Origin of the sequence: Spirosoma radiotolerans, from assembly GCF_000974425.1 — a bacterium.
GTDB lineage: Bacteria > Bacteroidota > Bacteroidia > Cytophagales > Spirosomataceae > Spirosoma > Spirosoma radiotolerans.
Genome location: NZ_CP010429.1, coordinates 2,753,647 through 2,769,684, shown reverse-complemented (window position 1 = coordinate 2,769,684; position 16,038 = coordinate 2,753,647). Strand labels below are relative to the sequence as shown.

General features: G+C 52.3%; 14 protein-coding genes. 7 read left to right on the top strand and 7 right to left on the bottom strand.

Annotation, left to right across the window (positions count from 1 at the left end; translation table 11 throughout):
• The first annotated feature begins 92 nt into the window (after positions 1-92).
• The 3 genes from SD10_RS11240 to SD10_RS11230 all read left to right on the top strand — a co-directional run bounded on the left by SD10_RS11240 (position 93) and on the right by SD10_RS11230 (position 4,019).
• On the top strand, positions 93-2,207 hold the full coding sequence (locus SD10_RS11240; protein ID WP_046573882.1) for a TonB-dependent receptor: 2,115 nt from the start codon (positions 93-95) through the stop codon (positions 2,205-2,207).
• 96 nt (positions 2,208-2,303) lie between these two features.
• Positions 2,304-2,939 carry an ABC transporter ATP-binding protein gene (locus tag SD10_RS11235; RefSeq protein ID WP_046573881.1) on the top strand — a complete coding sequence of 212 codons (636 nt, stop codon included), beginning with the start codon at positions 2,304-2,306 and terminating at the stop codon, positions 2,937-2,939.
• A gap of 6 nt (positions 2,940-2,945) precedes the next feature.
• Entirely contained in the window at positions 2,946-4,019 is a 1,074-nt protein-coding gene (locus tag SD10_RS11230; protein WP_046573880.1) for a hypothetical protein, read from the top strand.
• A 14-nt stretch (positions 4,020-4,033) separates the two neighbouring features.
• Here SD10_RS11230 and SD10_RS11225 read toward each other — a convergent pair whose 3' ends face one another.
• Together SD10_RS11225 and SD10_RS11220 are read right to left on the bottom strand one after the other, a co-directional pair.
• Complete coding sequence (locus SD10_RS11225; protein ID WP_046573879.1) at positions 4,034-5,014, bottom strand: Gfo/Idh/MocA family protein; 981 nt, start codon at positions 5,012-5,014, stop codon at positions 4,034-4,036.
• Positions 5,015-5,308: 294 nt separating this feature from the next.
• The gene (locus SD10_RS11220) at positions 5,309-6,628 is read right to left on the bottom strand and encodes an aminotransferase class V-fold PLP-dependent enzyme (protein WP_046573878.1); all 1,320 of its coding nucleotides are present in this window, start codon (positions 6,626-6,628) and stop codon (positions 5,309-5,311) included.
• Positions 6,629-6,736: 108 nt separating this feature from the next.
• Between SD10_RS11220 and SD10_RS11215 the strand changes: the two genes are divergently transcribed.
• Positions 6,737-7,558 (top strand): DUF5694 domain-containing protein, encoded by an 822-nt coding sequence (locus SD10_RS11215; protein WP_046573877.1) that lies wholly within the window; start codon positions 6,737-6,739, stop codon positions 7,556-7,558.
• 95 nt (positions 7,559-7,653) lie between these two features.
• On the opposite strand, the gene menB is transcribed toward SD10_RS11215, so the two are convergent.
• Together menB and SD10_RS11205 are read right to left on the bottom strand one after the other, a co-directional pair.
• Positions 7,654-8,478 carry a 1,4-dihydroxy-2-naphthoyl-CoA synthase gene (gene menB, locus SD10_RS11210; RefSeq protein ID WP_046573876.1) on the bottom strand — a complete coding sequence of 275 codons (825 nt, stop codon included), beginning with the start codon at positions 8,476-8,478 and terminating at the stop codon, positions 7,654-7,656.
• A gap of 84 nt (positions 8,479-8,562) precedes the next feature.
• Entirely contained in the window at positions 8,563-9,021 is a 459-nt protein-coding gene (locus SD10_RS11205; protein ID WP_046573875.1) for a DUF2452 domain-containing protein, read from the bottom strand.
• Between the two features lie 119 nt (positions 9,022-9,140).
• Here SD10_RS11205 and SD10_RS11200 point away from each other — a divergent pair, with 119 nt between their 5' ends.
• From SD10_RS11200 to SD10_RS11190, 3 genes are read left to right on the top strand one after another with little or no spacing between them, the layout of a single operon-like run.
• Positions 9,141-9,608 (top strand): QcrA and Rieske domain-containing protein, encoded by a 468-nt coding sequence (locus SD10_RS11200; protein WP_046573874.1) that lies wholly within the window; start codon positions 9,141-9,143, stop codon positions 9,606-9,608.
• 54 nt (positions 9,609-9,662) lie between these two features.
• On the top strand, positions 9,663-10,769 hold the full coding sequence (locus SD10_RS11195; protein WP_046573873.1) for an AMP-binding protein: 1,107 nt from the start codon (positions 9,663-9,665) through the stop codon (positions 10,767-10,769).
• A gap of 27 nt (positions 10,770-10,796) precedes the next feature.
• Positions 10,797-11,534: a hypothetical protein gene (locus SD10_RS11190; RefSeq protein ID WP_046573872.1), complete on the top strand. Its 738-nt coding sequence runs from the start codon at positions 10,797-10,799 to the stop codon at positions 11,532-11,534.
• Positions 11,535-11,551: 17 nt separating this feature from the next.
• Here SD10_RS11190 and SD10_RS11185 read toward each other — a convergent pair whose 3' ends face one another.
• From SD10_RS11185 to SD10_RS11175, 3 genes are all read right to left on the bottom strand, one after another.
• Complete coding sequence (locus SD10_RS11185) at positions 11,552-12,196, bottom strand: class I SAM-dependent methyltransferase (RefSeq protein WP_046573871.1); 645 nt, start codon at positions 12,194-12,196, stop codon at positions 11,552-11,554.
• A 266-nt stretch (positions 12,197-12,462) separates the two neighbouring features.
• Positions 12,463-14,949 (bottom strand): hypothetical protein, encoded by a 2,487-nt coding sequence (locus tag SD10_RS11180; RefSeq protein WP_046573870.1) that lies wholly within the window; start codon positions 14,947-14,949, stop codon positions 12,463-12,465.
• The gene (locus tag SD10_RS11175; RefSeq protein WP_052731158.1) at positions 14,933-16,033 is read right to left on the bottom strand and encodes a hypothetical protein; all 1,101 of its coding nucleotides are present in this window, start codon (positions 16,031-16,033) and stop codon (positions 14,933-14,935) included. The genes SD10_RS11180 and SD10_RS11175 overlap by 17 nt, the downstream gene beginning before the upstream one ends.
• Between the last annotated feature and the right edge of the window lie 5 nt (positions 16,034-16,038).

Here is a 16,038-nt window from a genome sequence, read left to right as displayed (position 1 = left end):
CGAACGGAGGTGTCGAACAACACGGATACAGATAAAAACGCTTATTTCATACAAGTTAGAGTTGTACTTTTGTGCCATTCTTCTCTAGTATTATGCTCAATCGTTTACTGTCGGCCATTCTCTTTTTTTACGTTTTTTCCCAGGCACCTCTTTCTGCCCAAACGCCCGCGTCTTCCCTGGAGGATACGCTCCAACTCAATGAAGTGGTTGTGCGCGGCTACGCTACTAATCGGCGATTGCTGGAAACGCCCGCATCGGTGGGGCTACTGACTCGCCGGGATTTGAACCAGCGCTTTGGTACACCGACGCTGGTGCCCGCCCTGAATACATTGCCGGGGGTTCGGGCCGATGAGCGCTCGCCGGGCAGTTACCGGCTGGCGATTCGGGGAAGTGCCATCCGATCACCATTTGGCGTTCGAAATATCAAAACGTACTGGAATGAACTTCCCCTGACCGATGCTGGCGGCAACACGCCCCTCAATGCCTTAGACGTGCGGGCGTTGGGACGCATTGAAGTCATAAAAGGGCCATCAGGCTCCTTGTATGGGGCCGGAACCGGTGGTACAATCCTGTTCAGCGGACTGGGCGTTCCAACTGGCAAAAGCAGCGTTGAAGTCTCGGCCCTGGGTGGTAGTTATGGCCTGTATGGCAACGGCATTTCGGTGCAGACCGGCAAAAACAACGCAGCCGTATCCCTCACCTATAACCATTTGCAGTCCGATGGGTATCGGGATCAGAGTGCCGTTGTGCGTGACAACTTAAGTTTAATCGGCTCGTTTGCGGTCAGCCCCAAGCGAACAGTTTCAGTGCTGGCTCTCTATTCAGATCTACACTACCAAACCCCCGGTGGTCTGAACGAAGCCCAGTTCCGGGCCAATCCACGAGCCGCCCGCCCAGCCACAGCCACCTTACCCGGCAGTGCCGACCAGCAGGCAGGTATTTATCAGAAAGTAGGCTACCTCGGTTTTTCGCACGAATACCGCTGGAACGACCGGATTCAGAACACAACCGTTATTTACGGCTCCACGACCGACTTTGCGAATCCGTTCATTACGAACTATGAGAAACGGGCCGATCAGGGCCTCGGTGGCCGAACGGTTACCCAGATTCGACTAGCCACTAACTCCATCCCGACGGTGGTTACGGTGGGCGCTGAATACCTGCGTAATTTTACGGTCGATCGTAACTTCGGGAACCGACGGGGCGTTGCGGATACCATTCAGACCGACGAAGAGCTAACAGCCCGACAATCAACAGTCTTTCTGCAAACGGAAAGTGAGTTACCCGCTCACTTCAGGCTAACAGCGGGGCTGAGTCGCAATGATGTCCGGTACGGCTTTACGCGCTTTCCAACGCGAGCGGTGGGCGCTTTACCCGCAACGCTACTGGCAAGGAATTTCTCCCCTGTTTGGCTGCCTAGGGTGGCCTTACTCCGAACCTTCGGGCAAAACGTGTCTGCTTTTGTAAGCATCAGTACGGGTTATTCCGCTCCTTCCAGTCAGGAGGTTCGCCCATCGGCGGGGGGCTTCAACACAACGCTCAACCCCGAACGGGGGACGAGTTATGAAGTGGGTCTTCGGGGATCAGCCTTTAGGAATCGGTTCCGGTTTGATGTGGCGGCTTATCAATTTCAACTCCGGGAAACCATTGTTCGACGGTCTGATGCCGCCGGTGCCGAATTCTTTGTCAATGCGGGCCGTACCGACCAGCGTGGTCTGGAAGCGCAGTTCAGTTACGATTTCCTGTCTCCGGCCTATTTCTCCTCCCAATCGGGTTTGTTTAGTCTGCTTCGCCTTTGGAATAGCCTGACCCTCACCAATTATCGATTCCGGGACTATCAGCAGGGCAGCGCCGATCTTTCCAACAACAAGGTTCCGGGCGTTGCGCCAACCACCAACGTGACGGGTATCGATGCCGAAACGAAAGCGGGCTTTTACGCGCACGTGACGTATCAGTTTCTGAACCAATTTCCCTTAAACGATGCCAACACCGTCCTGTCTGACCCGACGCAATTACTTCAGGCTACCCTGGGTTTTCGGCACGCATTGGGTAAAAGTTGGGTGCTTGATGTCTACGCCAGTGGCGACAATCTATTAAACAGAACCTATTCGTTAGGCTACGACCTGAACGCGGTGGGCAATCGTTATTACAATGCCGCACCAGCCCGCAACGGCATCGGGGGGGTTCGACTTAGCGTGAAATGGTAATAGCAATGAAGAGTGATGGGTGAAAAATAGTGAGTGAACATCCTACATTCTTCCCTTATCACTCTTTAATTTTCACTCATCACTCTTCACTCAAAATTGCTCACCGTCTCCAATCTCATTAAAGCTTACAATGGCCGCACGGTCCTGACCGTACCAGAGCTGCGTTTGCCACCGGGCATCCATTATTTCCGGGGTGGAAATGGGTCCGGGAAGACGACGTTTTTCCGGACGGTGGCGGGCCTTTTACCCTTTTCAGGACAAATTTTGCTGGAAGACCAGTTCGAGATCAGCCGCGACCCGGTCGCTTATCGCTTTCGGGTAAATTATGCGGAAGCAGAGCCGCTCTATCCTTCCTTTCTGACGGCGCGGGACCTGGCGGGGTTTGTAGGAAAAGCAAAAAAAGCGCCCACCGGACAGGTCGATCTGTTGGCCAAAACATTAGGTGTCGATGCTTTCTGGACACAGCCAACAGGCCAGTTTTCGAGCGGCATGCTCAAAAAACTTTCGTTGCTTCTGGCCTTTCTGGGAACCCCGCGCCTGGTACTCCTCGACGAACCCCTCACAACGCTGGATGTTGCCACCGCCGAAAAGCTATTTGCCTATATCCAGCAACTCCGCTCCGAACAGAACGTTTCGTTTCTGCTCACGTCACACCAGGACATTAGTCTTACGGGGCTGTCCCTGACGGGCATCTGGCAAGTTGGTAACGGAGTCATTTTGCCGACAACCTAATCGATTATGCTGACCGTTCTAAACCAGGTTTTTGTTCGTACGTTCTATGTCAAAAATGCAGGCACATTTCTGGTACTGATCCTCCTGGCCTTCGGCTTTTTGAGCGCAGTTGAGCACAAGGCCCTCATCATGGCTGCACTCGGCTCGCCGTTTTTCCTGGGGCTTGTCTTTATCATTTGGGGCTTATATCTCCTGAAAACGGTCGCCTTTGTCAGGCAGGAATTAATGGCTCCGGAACACCTTTTTCTGCAAACATGCTGGCTCCTTCCCACAGTGACGCGCTGGCTGATGTGGCTGGTTATCCAAACGGCGTTGCTGGCTCCTGTTCTTGGCTATGCCGCCTGGATGCTTCAGCTGGCTATTCTCCACGAGCGGTGGGATTCGTTTACGGCTATCATACTGGTGTGTATAGGGTTAATTGCCACGGGGGCCGGTTTGGCCGATTATCGACTGCGCCACCCGAATCCAAACGCACTCCAATTACCCCATTTGACCGTAAAGTTACCCTACGAGCTCTTTTTTCCAACATACTGGTTGCGTTATGAGCCCCTCTCGCTCCTGCTGACGAAAGCTTTTTCCGGGCTATTACTCGCTGGCGTTTGCCGCCTGTACCCAACCGATGATTACGACCAGCGACTACTTCTCATCGGCCTTTTGCTGGCCGTACTGGGGCACTCGCAGGTAGGTGGGCAGGTTAGCGCGTTTGAGCGGCACTATCTGATTTTTTTACAAAACCTGCCCCTGGCGTGGTGGCAGCGTTTCGTACGGTACGCGCTCATGTACGGACTTCTGTGGCTACCCGAATTATTGATTCTCCTGCGAAATTGCCCTGCGGATGTTCAGCTCCAGTATGTTCTTTGGCTGTGGCTAACGGGCTGGGGCGGCACCCTCCTGCTGCACAGTCTTGCGTATGAGTATGCGACTCTGCCCGAACGATGGTTGTCGGGGGTGCTGGCCAGTTTCATTGGCGGTTTACTGGCCATCATGTTCGGCCTGCCGGTCGGAATTTGGCTGGTGCTGACGTGGGCAGGCGCAATCGGCTACTGGTATTGGTCGTTTGGTCGGCGGATGGCTATGTAGCGGTGTAAATAGGTTTATCGGGTGGTTATCCAATCCAGTAATGTACTGGACTTCGCTCCCGTTTCGCCAGTGCTTGGGCTTTTCCCTTGCCCTCTCAACTCGCTCACGATGAGTTCGATGAGTGGCTGCTGGACATGTTCGGGAAAGGAAACTGTAAACGGCTCAGAACCCGTCTTAGTTTCTACGGTTATGATAAAATTCTCGAAAAAGGAAAACGTGATCTTACCTTTTGTCCCAACAAGCTGGGTTTGTTCCAGGCGCTGTTCTTTATTCACCGTAAAACACCAGTTCCCAGTCCCCAATATGCCGGACTCGAATTCAAAATTGGCGACGACAATATCATCGGCGGTATACAACCCAGCCTGATTCCGGGCGATGCCGGTAGCGGTTTTGATTGGCCCAAGGGCAAATTCCAGAAAATCGAATTGGTGCGAAGCCAGGTCGTGGAAATGACCACCGCCCGAAACCTCGGGCCATACCCGCCATCCGAGTTGAGGCTGCTCGCCCACCTCGCCCTCTTTCGGTTGCCAATTTAGCTGAACATGAACATACCGAATATCGCCAATAACTTTCTGGTCGATCAGTTCTTTTACCTTTAGAAAATAAGGGAGTGCCCGCCGGTAAAAGGCAACAAAAAGGGGTATTCCCGTTTCGCGGCTAACCCGATTCATCGCTTCGCATTCAGCCGCGTTGAGCGCCATCGGTTTTTCGACGTACACTGGCTTTCCAGCCCGCATTGCCCGAATGGCATAATCGGCGTGGCTGTCGGGGGGCGTTGCCACGTAAACGGCATTTACATTGGGGTCATTGATGAGTGCTTCGGCATCGTCATACCAGGTGGACACATGGTGTCGTCTGGCATAGTCGGCGGCTTTTTCGGCGTCTCTCCGCATGACGGCCACCAGCGATGAATTCGGCACTTTATTAAACGCCTGCCCACTTTTCAATTCGGTTACGTCGCCACAACCGATGATACCCCATTTTACCTGATCCATACCTGTTGATTCTTCCTGCAGATGTCTGTAGCACCTAAAGCAAATTCAGGGTGAATCCTATTCATCTTCCAGCCAGCTCGCCTTGGTCATTTACCTGATTGTCTGCGTGAACGACCAATCTGTTTGGCCTGGAATGCCACACTCCGCCAGGCTTTCACGTACTGACCTTTATTAATGTATGCGAAGGCAAGTTCGGCATATATTGGTGTGGATAGTGTTTTCAAAACGCTGGCTCTCCTGGGGCCAGCGTTTTTTATATCCTCCCGTGGCTGTGAGGACACAGCCACCTAAGCATCAGCTTTTTTTCTGTTTTCCGGCCACAAGCTGTTTTTCCGCAATGGCCGTAATGGCCGCAACGAGCCGGTCGAGGTCTTTGGGCGTATGATACACGTGGGGTGTCACGCGAACGCCATGAATGTTTTCCCAATCAATGGGCGATGTATGGATTTTATACTTACTCAGCAACTGGCTCTCTACCTCCCCGGATTTCATCCCGTCGATGGAGAACAGGGCAACGGCTCCGGCATACTCCGGTTTGAGCGATGTATGAATTTTTACGCCCGGCAGTTCCCGTACCCGCTCCATCCAGTAATTTTTCAGGTAATGCGCCCGGGCAAATTTGCGGGCGGTGCCGATGCTGTTGTGAAAATCAATGGCGGTGCCAATCGCCATTTCCGAAGCAAAGGAACGCGTTCCCAGACTTTCGAATTTGCGGATGTCGGGCCCGTCGGGTTCGGTATTCGACAACAGCGCCCATACGTTACGAATCTTGTTTTGGCGAATGTATAACATTCCGCTGCCAAAGGGCGCACAAAGCCATTTATGAAGGCTGGTGGCGTAATAATCGGCGCCCAGGTCGGGGATTTTAAAGTCAAACAACGCGAAGGAATGAGCCCCATCGGCAATTACTTCAATGCCGCGCTTGTGCGCTTCGTCGGCAATTTTCCGAACGGGCAACACCTGCCCTACCCAGTTGACGATGTGCGTGATATGCACCACCTTCGTTCGGGGCGTAAAGGCTTTCACAAATTGCTCAACAATAGTATCGTCGTTTTCGCTGGGCAAATCCAGGTTCAGGTACACCAGTTTCACGCCATCGCGTTTTTCGCGCTGTTTCCAGGCATTGAGCATATTCGGGTAGTCCTGCTTCGTTAGCACGACTTCGTCACCCGCTTTCATATTCAACCCGAAAATTACGGTGTTCAACCCTTCGGTGGCATTTCGGTTGATGGCGATTTCCTCCGCTGAACAACCGGCCAGGTCGGCTAGTTTCTCGCGCAGGGTTTCCCGCCCCTGATCCATAATCCGCCACATGTAATAAGACGGCGCTTCATTGGCATATTGGTAAAACCGAATGTGCGCATCCTGCACCACTTTCGGTTGCGGACACACCCCGCCATTGTTAAGATTCAGTAAGGTTGGCGACACCGTATATTCCGACTTCACCCAAGCCCAGAAGTCTTCTTCCTGCGCCCATTCGGCGGCAGACTTTAACCCCATGTCGGCGGTTTCGAGTGGGCGAGCGTAGGTTGCGGGCAGGAAGTCAGGCAGGGTAAGGGCTCCGGCCACGGCGGCTCCTGATTGACGAAAAAATGTACGGCGAGACGTTGGCATAGGTTGGTACGGGATTGAGGATGAACGAGCTACAGTAAAGCTACTGATTTTTCTGATTTTCTGCTTATCTATGCAAAAAACGTCATATCGTCTAAATTCACCCGATAAATGAAGCAAATTGCCTGCCTGCTAGGGATGTTGCTGATGGCGGCTACTGCCTACACTCAACCGACGCCTAAAATCAAAATTTTATTGCTGGGTACGTTTCACTTTGGTGAAACTGGAGATAAAGGCAAAACAAGTTTCGAGGACTTGTTTTCCGCAAAACGGCAACGGGAGATTCAGCAGTTGACAAACCAGTTGGCCAGCTTAAAACCCGACAAGATTTTTGTTGAAAATGAACCCAGTCGGCAGGCGCATTGGGATAGCTTGTACAACCAATACCGGCAGGGAACGCTCGATACAACGGCTTTACGAAATGAGATTTTTCAGATCGCGGTGCGGACGGCTCGTAAAGCTGGACTACAGCGTGTGATTTGTGTCGATCACATTCAGTCTCTCCCGTATGATAAACTTGAAGCCTTCGACCAGCGTACCAGCAAAGACTCTGTAGCATTGCGTCAGATGGCTACGTATAAACTGCTCAGTCTGCCCTATCCGTATCCGAAGAAGACAAAAAAGCTGGCTTCTACTACCCTTGGCGAGTACCTGACCTATGTTAACTCCCCGGAATATGAGGCCAGTAACCGGGCCGACTATTTTGTTTATGCTCCCTCTTCCGGGTATGATACTGACTATACGGGAGTCGAATTTATTACGAGCTGGTATGATCGGAACGCTAAGATTTTCACTAACATTTTGCGGCAGGCAGAGCCAACCGATACGCTTCATATTGTTCTATTCGGCGCTTCCCACATGCTTCCCCTACGCCATTATTTTCAAATGCATCCGTATTTTGAAGTCATTGAGTTGGCAGATGTTTTAAAGTAAAAGGTCCGGCTTTTGAGCCGGACCTTCCTAAGGCTTTTACCCCCAACCTCTTCAGGGAGTTGGGGTATATAAACTCCTAGCGCCATAAATGCTCATTACGGAAACTTGGGAAATTTACTAAAGTCGGGTTTCCGTTTTTCCAGGAAGGCGTCTTTGCCTTCTTTTGCTTCATCCGATAAATAATAGAGCAGGGTTGCATCGCCCGCAAGTTGCTGAATACCCGCCTGACCGTCCAGTTCCGCATTGAAGGAAGCTTTGAGCATACGCAGGGCCAGCGGACTTTTTTCGAGCATCTTACGACACCACGAAATCGTCACTTCCTCCAGTTCGTCGAGGGGCACCACTTTATTAACTAAACCCATATCCAGCGCTTCTTTGGCATCGTACTGATCGCAGAGGAACCAGATTTCGCGGGCTTTTTTCTGCCCGACAACCCGCGCCAGATACGACGCGCCAAACCCACCATCGAACGAACCCACTTTTGGGCCAGTCTGCCCAAAACGAGCGTTTTCGGCGGCAATACTGAGGTCGCAAACAACATGCAGAACGTGGCCGCCCCCAATGGCATAACCGGCAACCATCGCGACTACCGGCTTTGGTATACGTCGAATCTGCATTTGCAGATCCAATACGTTCAAACGAGGAACCTTATCCTGGCCCACATAGCCGCCATGTCCGCGAACAGACTGATCGCCACCCGAGCAAAAGGCCTCTCCGCCTTCGCCGGTCAGGATGATAACGCCTACTCGCTCGTCCTGCCGCGCCAGCTCCATCGCTTCCGACATTTCGGTGACGGTGAGGGGCGTAAAGGCGTTGCGCTTGTGCGGCCGGTTGATACTGATTTTAGCTATACCGTCGTAATAGCTGAACAGAATTTCCTGGTATTCCTTTATCGTTTCCCAGGGATAGTTGCTTTGCATAACTAATCAAAGAGTGAAAGAGAAAAAGAGCGAATGAGTGAAAAAACGGCCCTTTCCAAGGCCCTCATTCACTCATTCGCTCTTTCACTCATTAAAAGAAACTTCATGGTATTGCACGTCCCATGTGTGATCGGCCATCATACGGACGGTGGCCAGACAGCGTTCAAACGGAAATTTTCGTCCCCATTCGGTCGGTCCAATCATCGATAACAGGTCGGTGCCATTTTTGCGCTGGTAAAAATAATAGGTATGCCCAACAACGGGTTCAAAACTCATCTGGGCTGAATAGATTCGCTCCGACACCTCGACCCGGTGCCGAATCGCCGTAGCCTGTTCGGCCAGCAACTGCATTTGTTTATACAACTGGCTCAGTTGCATATCCGTTTGCTCGCGCATGGCAGCCACGGCCCGCCCCGTTATTTTCCCTTTGTCTTCGGGTCGAATGACAGCGCCACCGGCCGTGTGTGCGTAGGCCAGCAGACCCGGCGCTTCGGCAACCTTATCTGGCGAAATTGGGTTGACGAATACTTTTGCTTCTTCCATAGTTGTTGATTGGGTAACAGCCCTGCAAACAGATTTGTTTGCTGTCGTTGAATGACAAAAAATAACGCATATTTACACCTCGAATAGGCTAAACGCCACAAAAGTACACTAAAACCGGAATGGAAACCACCCTTTACCCAATGGACAATGCGTTAATGCCACGCCACGAATTTTTTCGGCTCGTAGGCACCAGCATTGGCGCTATTCTATTGTCGCGCTGCATGGCCGGTTGCGCCGGAATGGGAGACCCCTCCCCTACGCCAGACCCTAGCCAGAAAGTTGATTTCACGCTTCGCCTGGACGATAAACTAAATGCAAATCTCCTGGTCAAAGGCGGTTATGTGACAACCAATGGTGTTATCGTTGCCCAAACCAAAGATGGTCAGTATGTAGCGGTATCGGCCAACTGCACCCATCAGGGCACCGAGCTGACCTACAAATCCGTCGAAAATCAATTCTACTGCCCTCTTCATTTATCCCGGTTCGACACCACGGGTAAAGTGATCGTCGGTCCGGCTACTTTGCCCCTCACTCAATATACGGTTGAGCCAAACCTTGCTGCGGGTACGATACGCGTGCACAATTGACGGAAAAATGGTCTTACAGAGAGATTATTTGTGGGCTTAGTTCATGATTGACAAATGGTCGTAAATCCTGTTTACCCTGATACATGGCCAGTTCCCCAAACGCCTTACGAGGACGAAGCGCTGGCTTTTTGTCGGGCCTGGCTGGCGAACCAACAGCAATTTACCCTGTTCACCTCCGGCTCGACCGGCACGCCGAAATCCATTCAGCTCACACGGGCGCAGATGAAGGCTAGTGCCTACCTGACCGGCCAAACACTTGGCTTACAGGCCGGTGATCCGGCGCTTGTCTGCCTGAATATCCGCTACGTAGCCGGTATTATGATGCTCGTTCGGGGTCTGGAATTAGGGTTACCCATGACGATCATTGAACCAGCCAGTAATCCGTTAGATGGCCTCAATTTGGCTATGGCAAACTTTGCCTTTACAGCGCTCGTTCCGCTTCAGTTGCAAACAATTTTGGCCAACTCTAACCCCGAAAGCCGGGCGAAGCAAGTGGCCATCCTCAGCAAGATGAAGGCCATATTGGTGGGCGGAGCCGCTACGAGCCTGGCTTTAGAACAGGCTTTGCAAGAAATTAACGCGCCTGTTTATGCCACTTACGGCATGACGGAAACCGTTTCGCACATTGCCTTACGACGACTCAATGGCCCCGATACGAGCGACGTATTTACGGCCCTGACGGGAGTTGAGCTTGGCACCGACGCACGCGGATGCCTTCACATCACCTCAGCCGCGACAAATTTCGAGCGTATTCAGACCAACGATGTTGTCGATCTGATAGCCAGTTCCAATGGAGAAAGCACTCAATTCAGGTTGCTTGGCCGGGCCGACCGGGTTATTAATACTGGGGGCGTGAAGGTGCAGCCTGAGCAAGTCGAATCATTGATTCAGGCCGTGCTGGCTACCGATAAAGCTGTCTCCAACAGGCCAGTTCCCCGCCTGTTTGTAGCGGGCCTGCCTGATGAGCGATTGGGCCAACGGATTGTCGTGATCAGCGAGCAGGAACCGATTAACACAGACCAGTGGCAACGCATACAGCATGCTATCCGGGAGACGCTTGGCCCATATGCCGTACCGAAAGAACGCATTACCGTTGCCCGATTCGCCGAAACGCCCACGGGTAAAGTGGATCAGAAAGCGACGGTAGCGCAAATGCGTTAACTTTGCGCCTTTGTTAACCGACGCTTTATGTCCTTCAAAAGTCTTCAGATTCGCTACCAGACGGCCCGGTCGCTTCCCGCACCGTATTCGTATTTTTATACGCTGTCCATTACGACCGTTGCCGCCAACGCCATACAGGTAGACCTTGCCATTACCTATCCAGACCGCGATGACATCGACGACGACGAACTGATCGCGGAAGGGTACACGCGTGATGACGACTACGCGTGGTCGGGTCGGCTGCCCAGGGCCTGGGGGGAATCGCTGGCGGCTTTGGTGCGTAAAACCCGCCTACAGCCGCTGAATGAGGATGAACTGAACGAAGATGATGATTTCTGGGACATTACCATAGAAATGGATGGTACTAAAACCAGCGGAAAGCCCGCCAAACCCGACGACTGGCAATACTTGATGCAGGAACTCATTCAGGCAACGTATGAAGCCGTTGGCCGTGAGCGCCCTTTCGAACTAACCTATCTGAACCTGAGCGATCCCAAAGAAGAACTGGAAGTCCGGCTGACCGCTTCCTTCGCCGAACGTACTGTTACCCTTACAACGGTTAAAAACCGTCGTGAACAAACGAAAACACTCGCCTGGTCGACCTTACAACACGTAATGAGCCAGGTATATACCTACGATTATGACCCGGACGATGCTCAATTGAAACGCCCCAGACGCGACGGTCAATGGTTAAACCTGGGTACCGAAGAATGGTATGATATCGGTAATTACCGGGCACTGGGCAAACTCTTTCGGGAGCTTTAACGCGAGTATTTTACTCACTAACGCACCCACACTTCGGCCGACACCATGCCGCCAACCTGGTGTTCACGCTTGTGAAGGGCTAAATCAGCGTCAAATAAACATTGTTGCCAGTTGGCCAGCCGGTTGGCTTCGATACCAGCCGTCAGCCGGAAAAAGCGGATCATAATCCACAAAAGAACTTTCTGCCACCAACTGGGCGGCTGTACGAAATCCGTAACCAGCCACAAACCGGTTGATTTGAGGACGTTCAGCAGTTGCGGAATAAACTGGGTTTTCAGGGTAGTTTCGGTAAATAGGTCCAGGACGAAAGGGGTGATAATCACGTCGAACGACTCATCGGGTGACAGCGCCGTTTCGTCCCCGACCCGAAAATCAACAGACCCCAGAAGTGATTTTTGAATCATTCGTCGACTGGCCAGGGCTACCATCTTACGCGACGCTTCGAGGTACACGATGCGTTTGGTATTGCCGCGCATCAGAACTTGTTCCAGTAGCCAGCCGGTGCCTCCACCCACCAGCAGAACATTGGCTCCGGCGGGTATTTGGTCTAGAAAAACTACCTGTGCCTGTTGTAACTTATGGCCAAACACGACGAACGCAAGAGTATCATACACGGGAGCGACCCAATTAAAATTCCCGCCAGAAGTTGGTGTAGTGGCCATGTTTAGGTCAGAGACTGTCTGAATTGAACGGTAATAGTTGTTAAGTGTTTCCCTTCTCCGTGGGCCGTGTCCTCACGGCCCACTCGTGCGTCAGCCAGGTTTCCCTACCGGACAAGCGGTCCGTGAGGACACGGACCGTGGAGACGGAAGATTATCTAAATCCAACGGTTATGTCTTCTCCGTGGGCCGTGTCCTCACGGCCCACGGACGCTGCCACGAAAAGCCGGTACTTCATTATGGATTAAAACGGTCAGGACCTTTGAAAGTCAATTTTCGCTCTCTGCTCCAAACGTCAGGAAATCTTTATACATGGCGCATTCGCGAATCATTTCCTTATCGAATAAACTGCGTCTGCGGTTTTTGAAAAATTCATTATAGGCACTGGCATATTTAGACTTGCGCAACGTCAGCATATTGTTCACAAACGTCGAATCTTCTTCATACACATAGCCATTTCGAATTTGCTCGATAGCACGCTGCACCGAAAACGCATGGGCTTCGCAACGGGCGGCCATGTAAAGAGAGCGGTCGGCCAGGGCGGGCGTTCTGGCCGCTTTTGCCGATTGCTCAAAATACCCTTTGGCGTGCGATGTCGTGTAATAATCGGTGTTCATCAGCACGTCGAAGCGTTTTTGTTTGGCAACGGGGTCCGTCGGCACGTCGTACACGGGTGGTTCTCCCGCGCTCCAGTACGACTTCACGAGCAACCAGGCGTTCCCGTACCAGCTCAGATTCCAGGCTCCGCACCCGAGTTGATAGTATAATCCAGCCGCCTGATCACCCGTGGCGGATTCGGCCTGCTTCTCTAAATCAGCCATGCGCCGGGCAAATTGAACCGGCGTGTACGAATTAGCCTGTGGTTCGGCGGGAAAGTTAATACCCATCGAGGCCGAGTCGGCTTTGGCTGGCCCCGTTTGGTCAACGGCCAGGAGACGGGGCATTTTAATCGCGAATGGATTTGTCGTAAAGTAGAGCGTGAAGGGTTCAGTCCGCCACAGTTTGGGATCGATCTTTCCAAACGCGTCGGCCGCTTCTGCATAGCGATGTTCCATCATCAGCCGACGGCCCAGCAACAACGTCAGCTGGTCATTGGTCAGGGTCGATAATCGGATCAGCCGGTTGTCAAAATCAGTCCGGTTGGGCTGGCTGATGTAGCGAATTGTCTGCTGAATCGTTGCCGCTGAAACCGTGTCTTCAATAGCAGTCGGTTCGGTTGTGCTCGCAAAATAGGTGCCGGCACCGGGCTGGGTTGTCAGGATCGTAAACAGATAGGACTTTGCCTGATCGTTGCCATTCGCTGGCTTTGGTTTAGATCGGCTACAGCTCGACAGCCAGCCGCTTTTGGGCGCGTCCTGGTGTTCATACTTAAAGGCAAACTCCTTACAGACAGTGGTATAGGCGTTATTGATGCGAAAATTTCCGGTGCTATCGAACGCTTCCAGATAGCCAATCAGCTGATTTTCCGTTTCGGGCGTAATGGCATCGGTTTGGGCGGCCAACAAGAGCATGCGCTGGACGGCAATCTGGGTTGTCAACGCCTTATTGGTTGGAGGCAACAGAGCGGCCTGGTCTAGATGTGTTTGAGCCGCCACGTAATCTTTGCCCAGGTAGTCCAGATACGCAGCCGCCGTGTACCAGTAAGCCGGGTCCGTCAGCGCTTTATTGTTGGCCGCTTCGAGCGCAAACGTGCGCAATTTATCAAAATAGGAAGGCGCCTGACTCTTTCGATTAATAAACCCAAGCGAATCAGGCGTTTGGCTCATATTGTTGCGTGTGTACTCCTCATCGGTCATGAAAAAGTAGTACTCATTCCGGTTGATCTCCCGCGCCATGATCAGTTCGATCAATGGGTTTTTAGGGGTTAACCGAACGACTTCCTTAAGCATAGTCAGCGCATCGGTTCCACCAAGCGGAATTCCGGGCTGAATGGCGCAGAGCGCAAACACAGCCGCCCGCTCTCTATCGGTTTTGGCATAGTCCAGTGCCTTTTCCCGAAACTGGATACCATATTTCCGGAGGCTCGTTTCAGCAGCTTTCCGACGCGACGGGCACCGGTCGAATACCTGCGCGAATTCATAAATAGCCTTCGCTGTATCGCCCAACGCCAGATTGGCCCCCGCCCGCCGACACAAAGCCCAGTCGCTGATAAACGTCTTTTGGGGCAATGGACTCACCAGTTGATCGTAGAGTTGCTGCGCCTGTTTCGACTTACCCAGTTCGCTGGCAAGCTTCACCGCCTGAAAGGCATACCGTTCTTTCAGGAAAGCGTCCTTCGTTGTCTGATACCGTTTTTGGGCCTCTTCCAGTTCTTGTGGTAATAGGGTACTGTCAGCCTGCGACGCATTGGGATTCCAGGGGTTGCCCTGCCCATTGTCGGCTGCCCAGGCAAAGGTCAAATAAGCCACTGCATCCGGGTTGGTTCGGGCTAAACTCGCCGTGAGGGCCTGAACAGCGGAGTTTTCTTCGTTGTAAATCGCTCTGCTGATTAAGGTATCCGGTAATTTGCCCCCCGTGTAGCTTACCCAGGCGTCTATATTCTCGTCAACGACAGGTGCAGGATTTTCCTCATATTGCTCCGAGATTTCTGCGTCGTTGTAAAACTGCGGGGTGAAGATGTATCGGCTGTCCTCCGGCAGGGTATTACCGGCTTCGGGCATAAAAAAACTCATAAACTCGTTTGGGTCGAACGAGGGGCCGCAGGCAAAGCCAATCAGCACGAAAAGCGAAAAGAATGGCCTACGGAAGCGGCCCATTGCCAAGAAGTGTTTGAAGCGTTTCAAGAGAGTAAGCAGAAAGTGCGGTTGAATCGAGGTGGTATAAAGCAAATGTAATCCGTTGGTTCTGAATCTGACGTACCAGTCGTTTTTTTTCATTCACCAGTGTTTCTCCCGTGACAGCCTCCGCCCGAAACAGATCTCCCCGTTGAATGGTTAACCCCAGCGCGACGGTATCACGCAGGGCCATAAACCGCGTGCTATCAGTCTGCGGAGCTAGAAATTGACAGTTCAGCAGGGTTTTGCGGTCAAGGTTATTTAGGAATGTCAGGAAGCGATTGTGCCGGTACACAATCGTCCAGCGAAATAGCGGCAACACAACATCCAACGGCAGTGGATAGGTAGACAAAAAAGACATGTATTGATTCGCTACGTCGGCATCATAAATGGAGTTACGCGTGTCGGCCCGCTTCCAGTCGGCTACGTTATAGAGCATCAGCATCCCGCGTGATACGGGCGGAATACCCGTTTGATCGGTGTATTTGATTTGATGCAGGCGGATGGTTGCCGAGAGCGGACAGGGAAACTGTTTCGCCAGCAGCGAGAGCAATCGAAAATACCGGTCGCGGGTACGGGGACTCCAGTCGCAGTCGAACTGCACTTCACTAAAGTGGATTTTGTTCTGCTGGCTGATTTTTGTAATCGCCTGTGTGATGTGGGCAGCCAGTTCAGCAACTCCGGCCGGCGACAGATTCAAGAGTGTCCGATTCGTTATAAAGACCACCGGCACCACGCTTCCGACGGGTTTCTGCCGGAAACGCACAAACGCTTTCGGTACCGGCCGATGCCTTCGGGCATCCCAATCGACGTCGAAAAAATGGATATACAGTTTCTGAACGTGTAGCATTTTCAGTTGCTCCAGTTCCGGGCGCGTGGGTGAGTAAGTCGATTTCCAGTGGTAAAACGAAGGTGTTACGGACCCTGATGATTCAGCTTTTTTCTGTTCCGTTGATTGACAGGCCAGCCAAAAAAAGCAACCCGACAGCAACCAGAAGGCCGACCAAACACAAAAGCACTTCGCTTGTATTTGGTCGGCCTCAAACCGGACGCGTTTACCAGTCATTCTAC

Bases quoted from the DNA above. Each gene is read 5' to 3' on its own strand.
- SD10_RS11240 (WP_046573882.1), top strand. From the start codon at position 93: ATGCTCAATCGTTTACTGTCGGCCATTCTCTTTTTTTACGTTTTTTCC.
- SD10_RS11230 (WP_046573880.1), top strand. From the start codon at position 2,946: ATGCTGACCGTTCTAAACCAGGTTTTTGTTCGTACGTTCTATGTCAAA.
- SD10_RS11225 (WP_046573879.1), bottom strand. From the start codon at position 5,014: ATGGATCAGGTAAAATGGGGTATCATCGGTTGTGGCGACGTAACCGAA.
- SD10_RS11220 (WP_046573878.1), bottom strand. From the start codon at position 6,628: ATGCCAACGTCTCGCCGTACATTTTTTCGTCAATCAGGAGCCGCCGTG.
- SD10_RS11215 (WP_046573877.1), top strand. From the start codon at position 6,737: ATGAAGCAAATTGCCTGCCTGCTAGGGATGTTGCTGATGGCGGCTACT.
- menB (WP_046573876.1), bottom strand. From the start codon at position 8,478: ATGCAAAGCAACTATCCCTGGGAAACGATAAAGGAATACCAGGAAATT.
- SD10_RS11205 (WP_046573875.1), bottom strand. From the start codon at position 9,021: ATGGAAGAAGCAAAAGTATTCGTCAACCCAATTTCGCCAGATAAGGTT.
- SD10_RS11200 (WP_046573874.1), top strand. From the start codon at position 9,141: ATGGAAACCACCCTTTACCCAATGGACAATGCGTTAATGCCACGCCAC.
- SD10_RS11195 (WP_046573873.1), top strand. From the start codon at position 9,663: ATGGTCGTAAATCCTGTTTACCCTGATACATGGCCAGTTCCCCAAACG.
- SD10_RS11190 (WP_046573872.1), top strand. From the start codon at position 10,797: ATGTCCTTCAAAAGTCTTCAGATTCGCTACCAGACGGCCCGGTCGCTT.
- SD10_RS11185 (WP_046573871.1), bottom strand. From the start codon at position 12,196: ATGGCCACTACACCAACTTCTGGCGGGAATTTTAATTGGGTCGCTCCC.
- SD10_RS11180 (WP_046573870.1), bottom strand. From the start codon at position 14,949: ATGGGCCGCTTCCGTAGGCCATTCTTTTCGCTTTTCGTGCTGATTGGC.
- SD10_RS11175 (WP_052731158.1), bottom strand. From the start codon at position 16,033: ATGACTGGTAAACGCGTCCGGTTTGAGGCCGACCAAATACAAGCGAAG.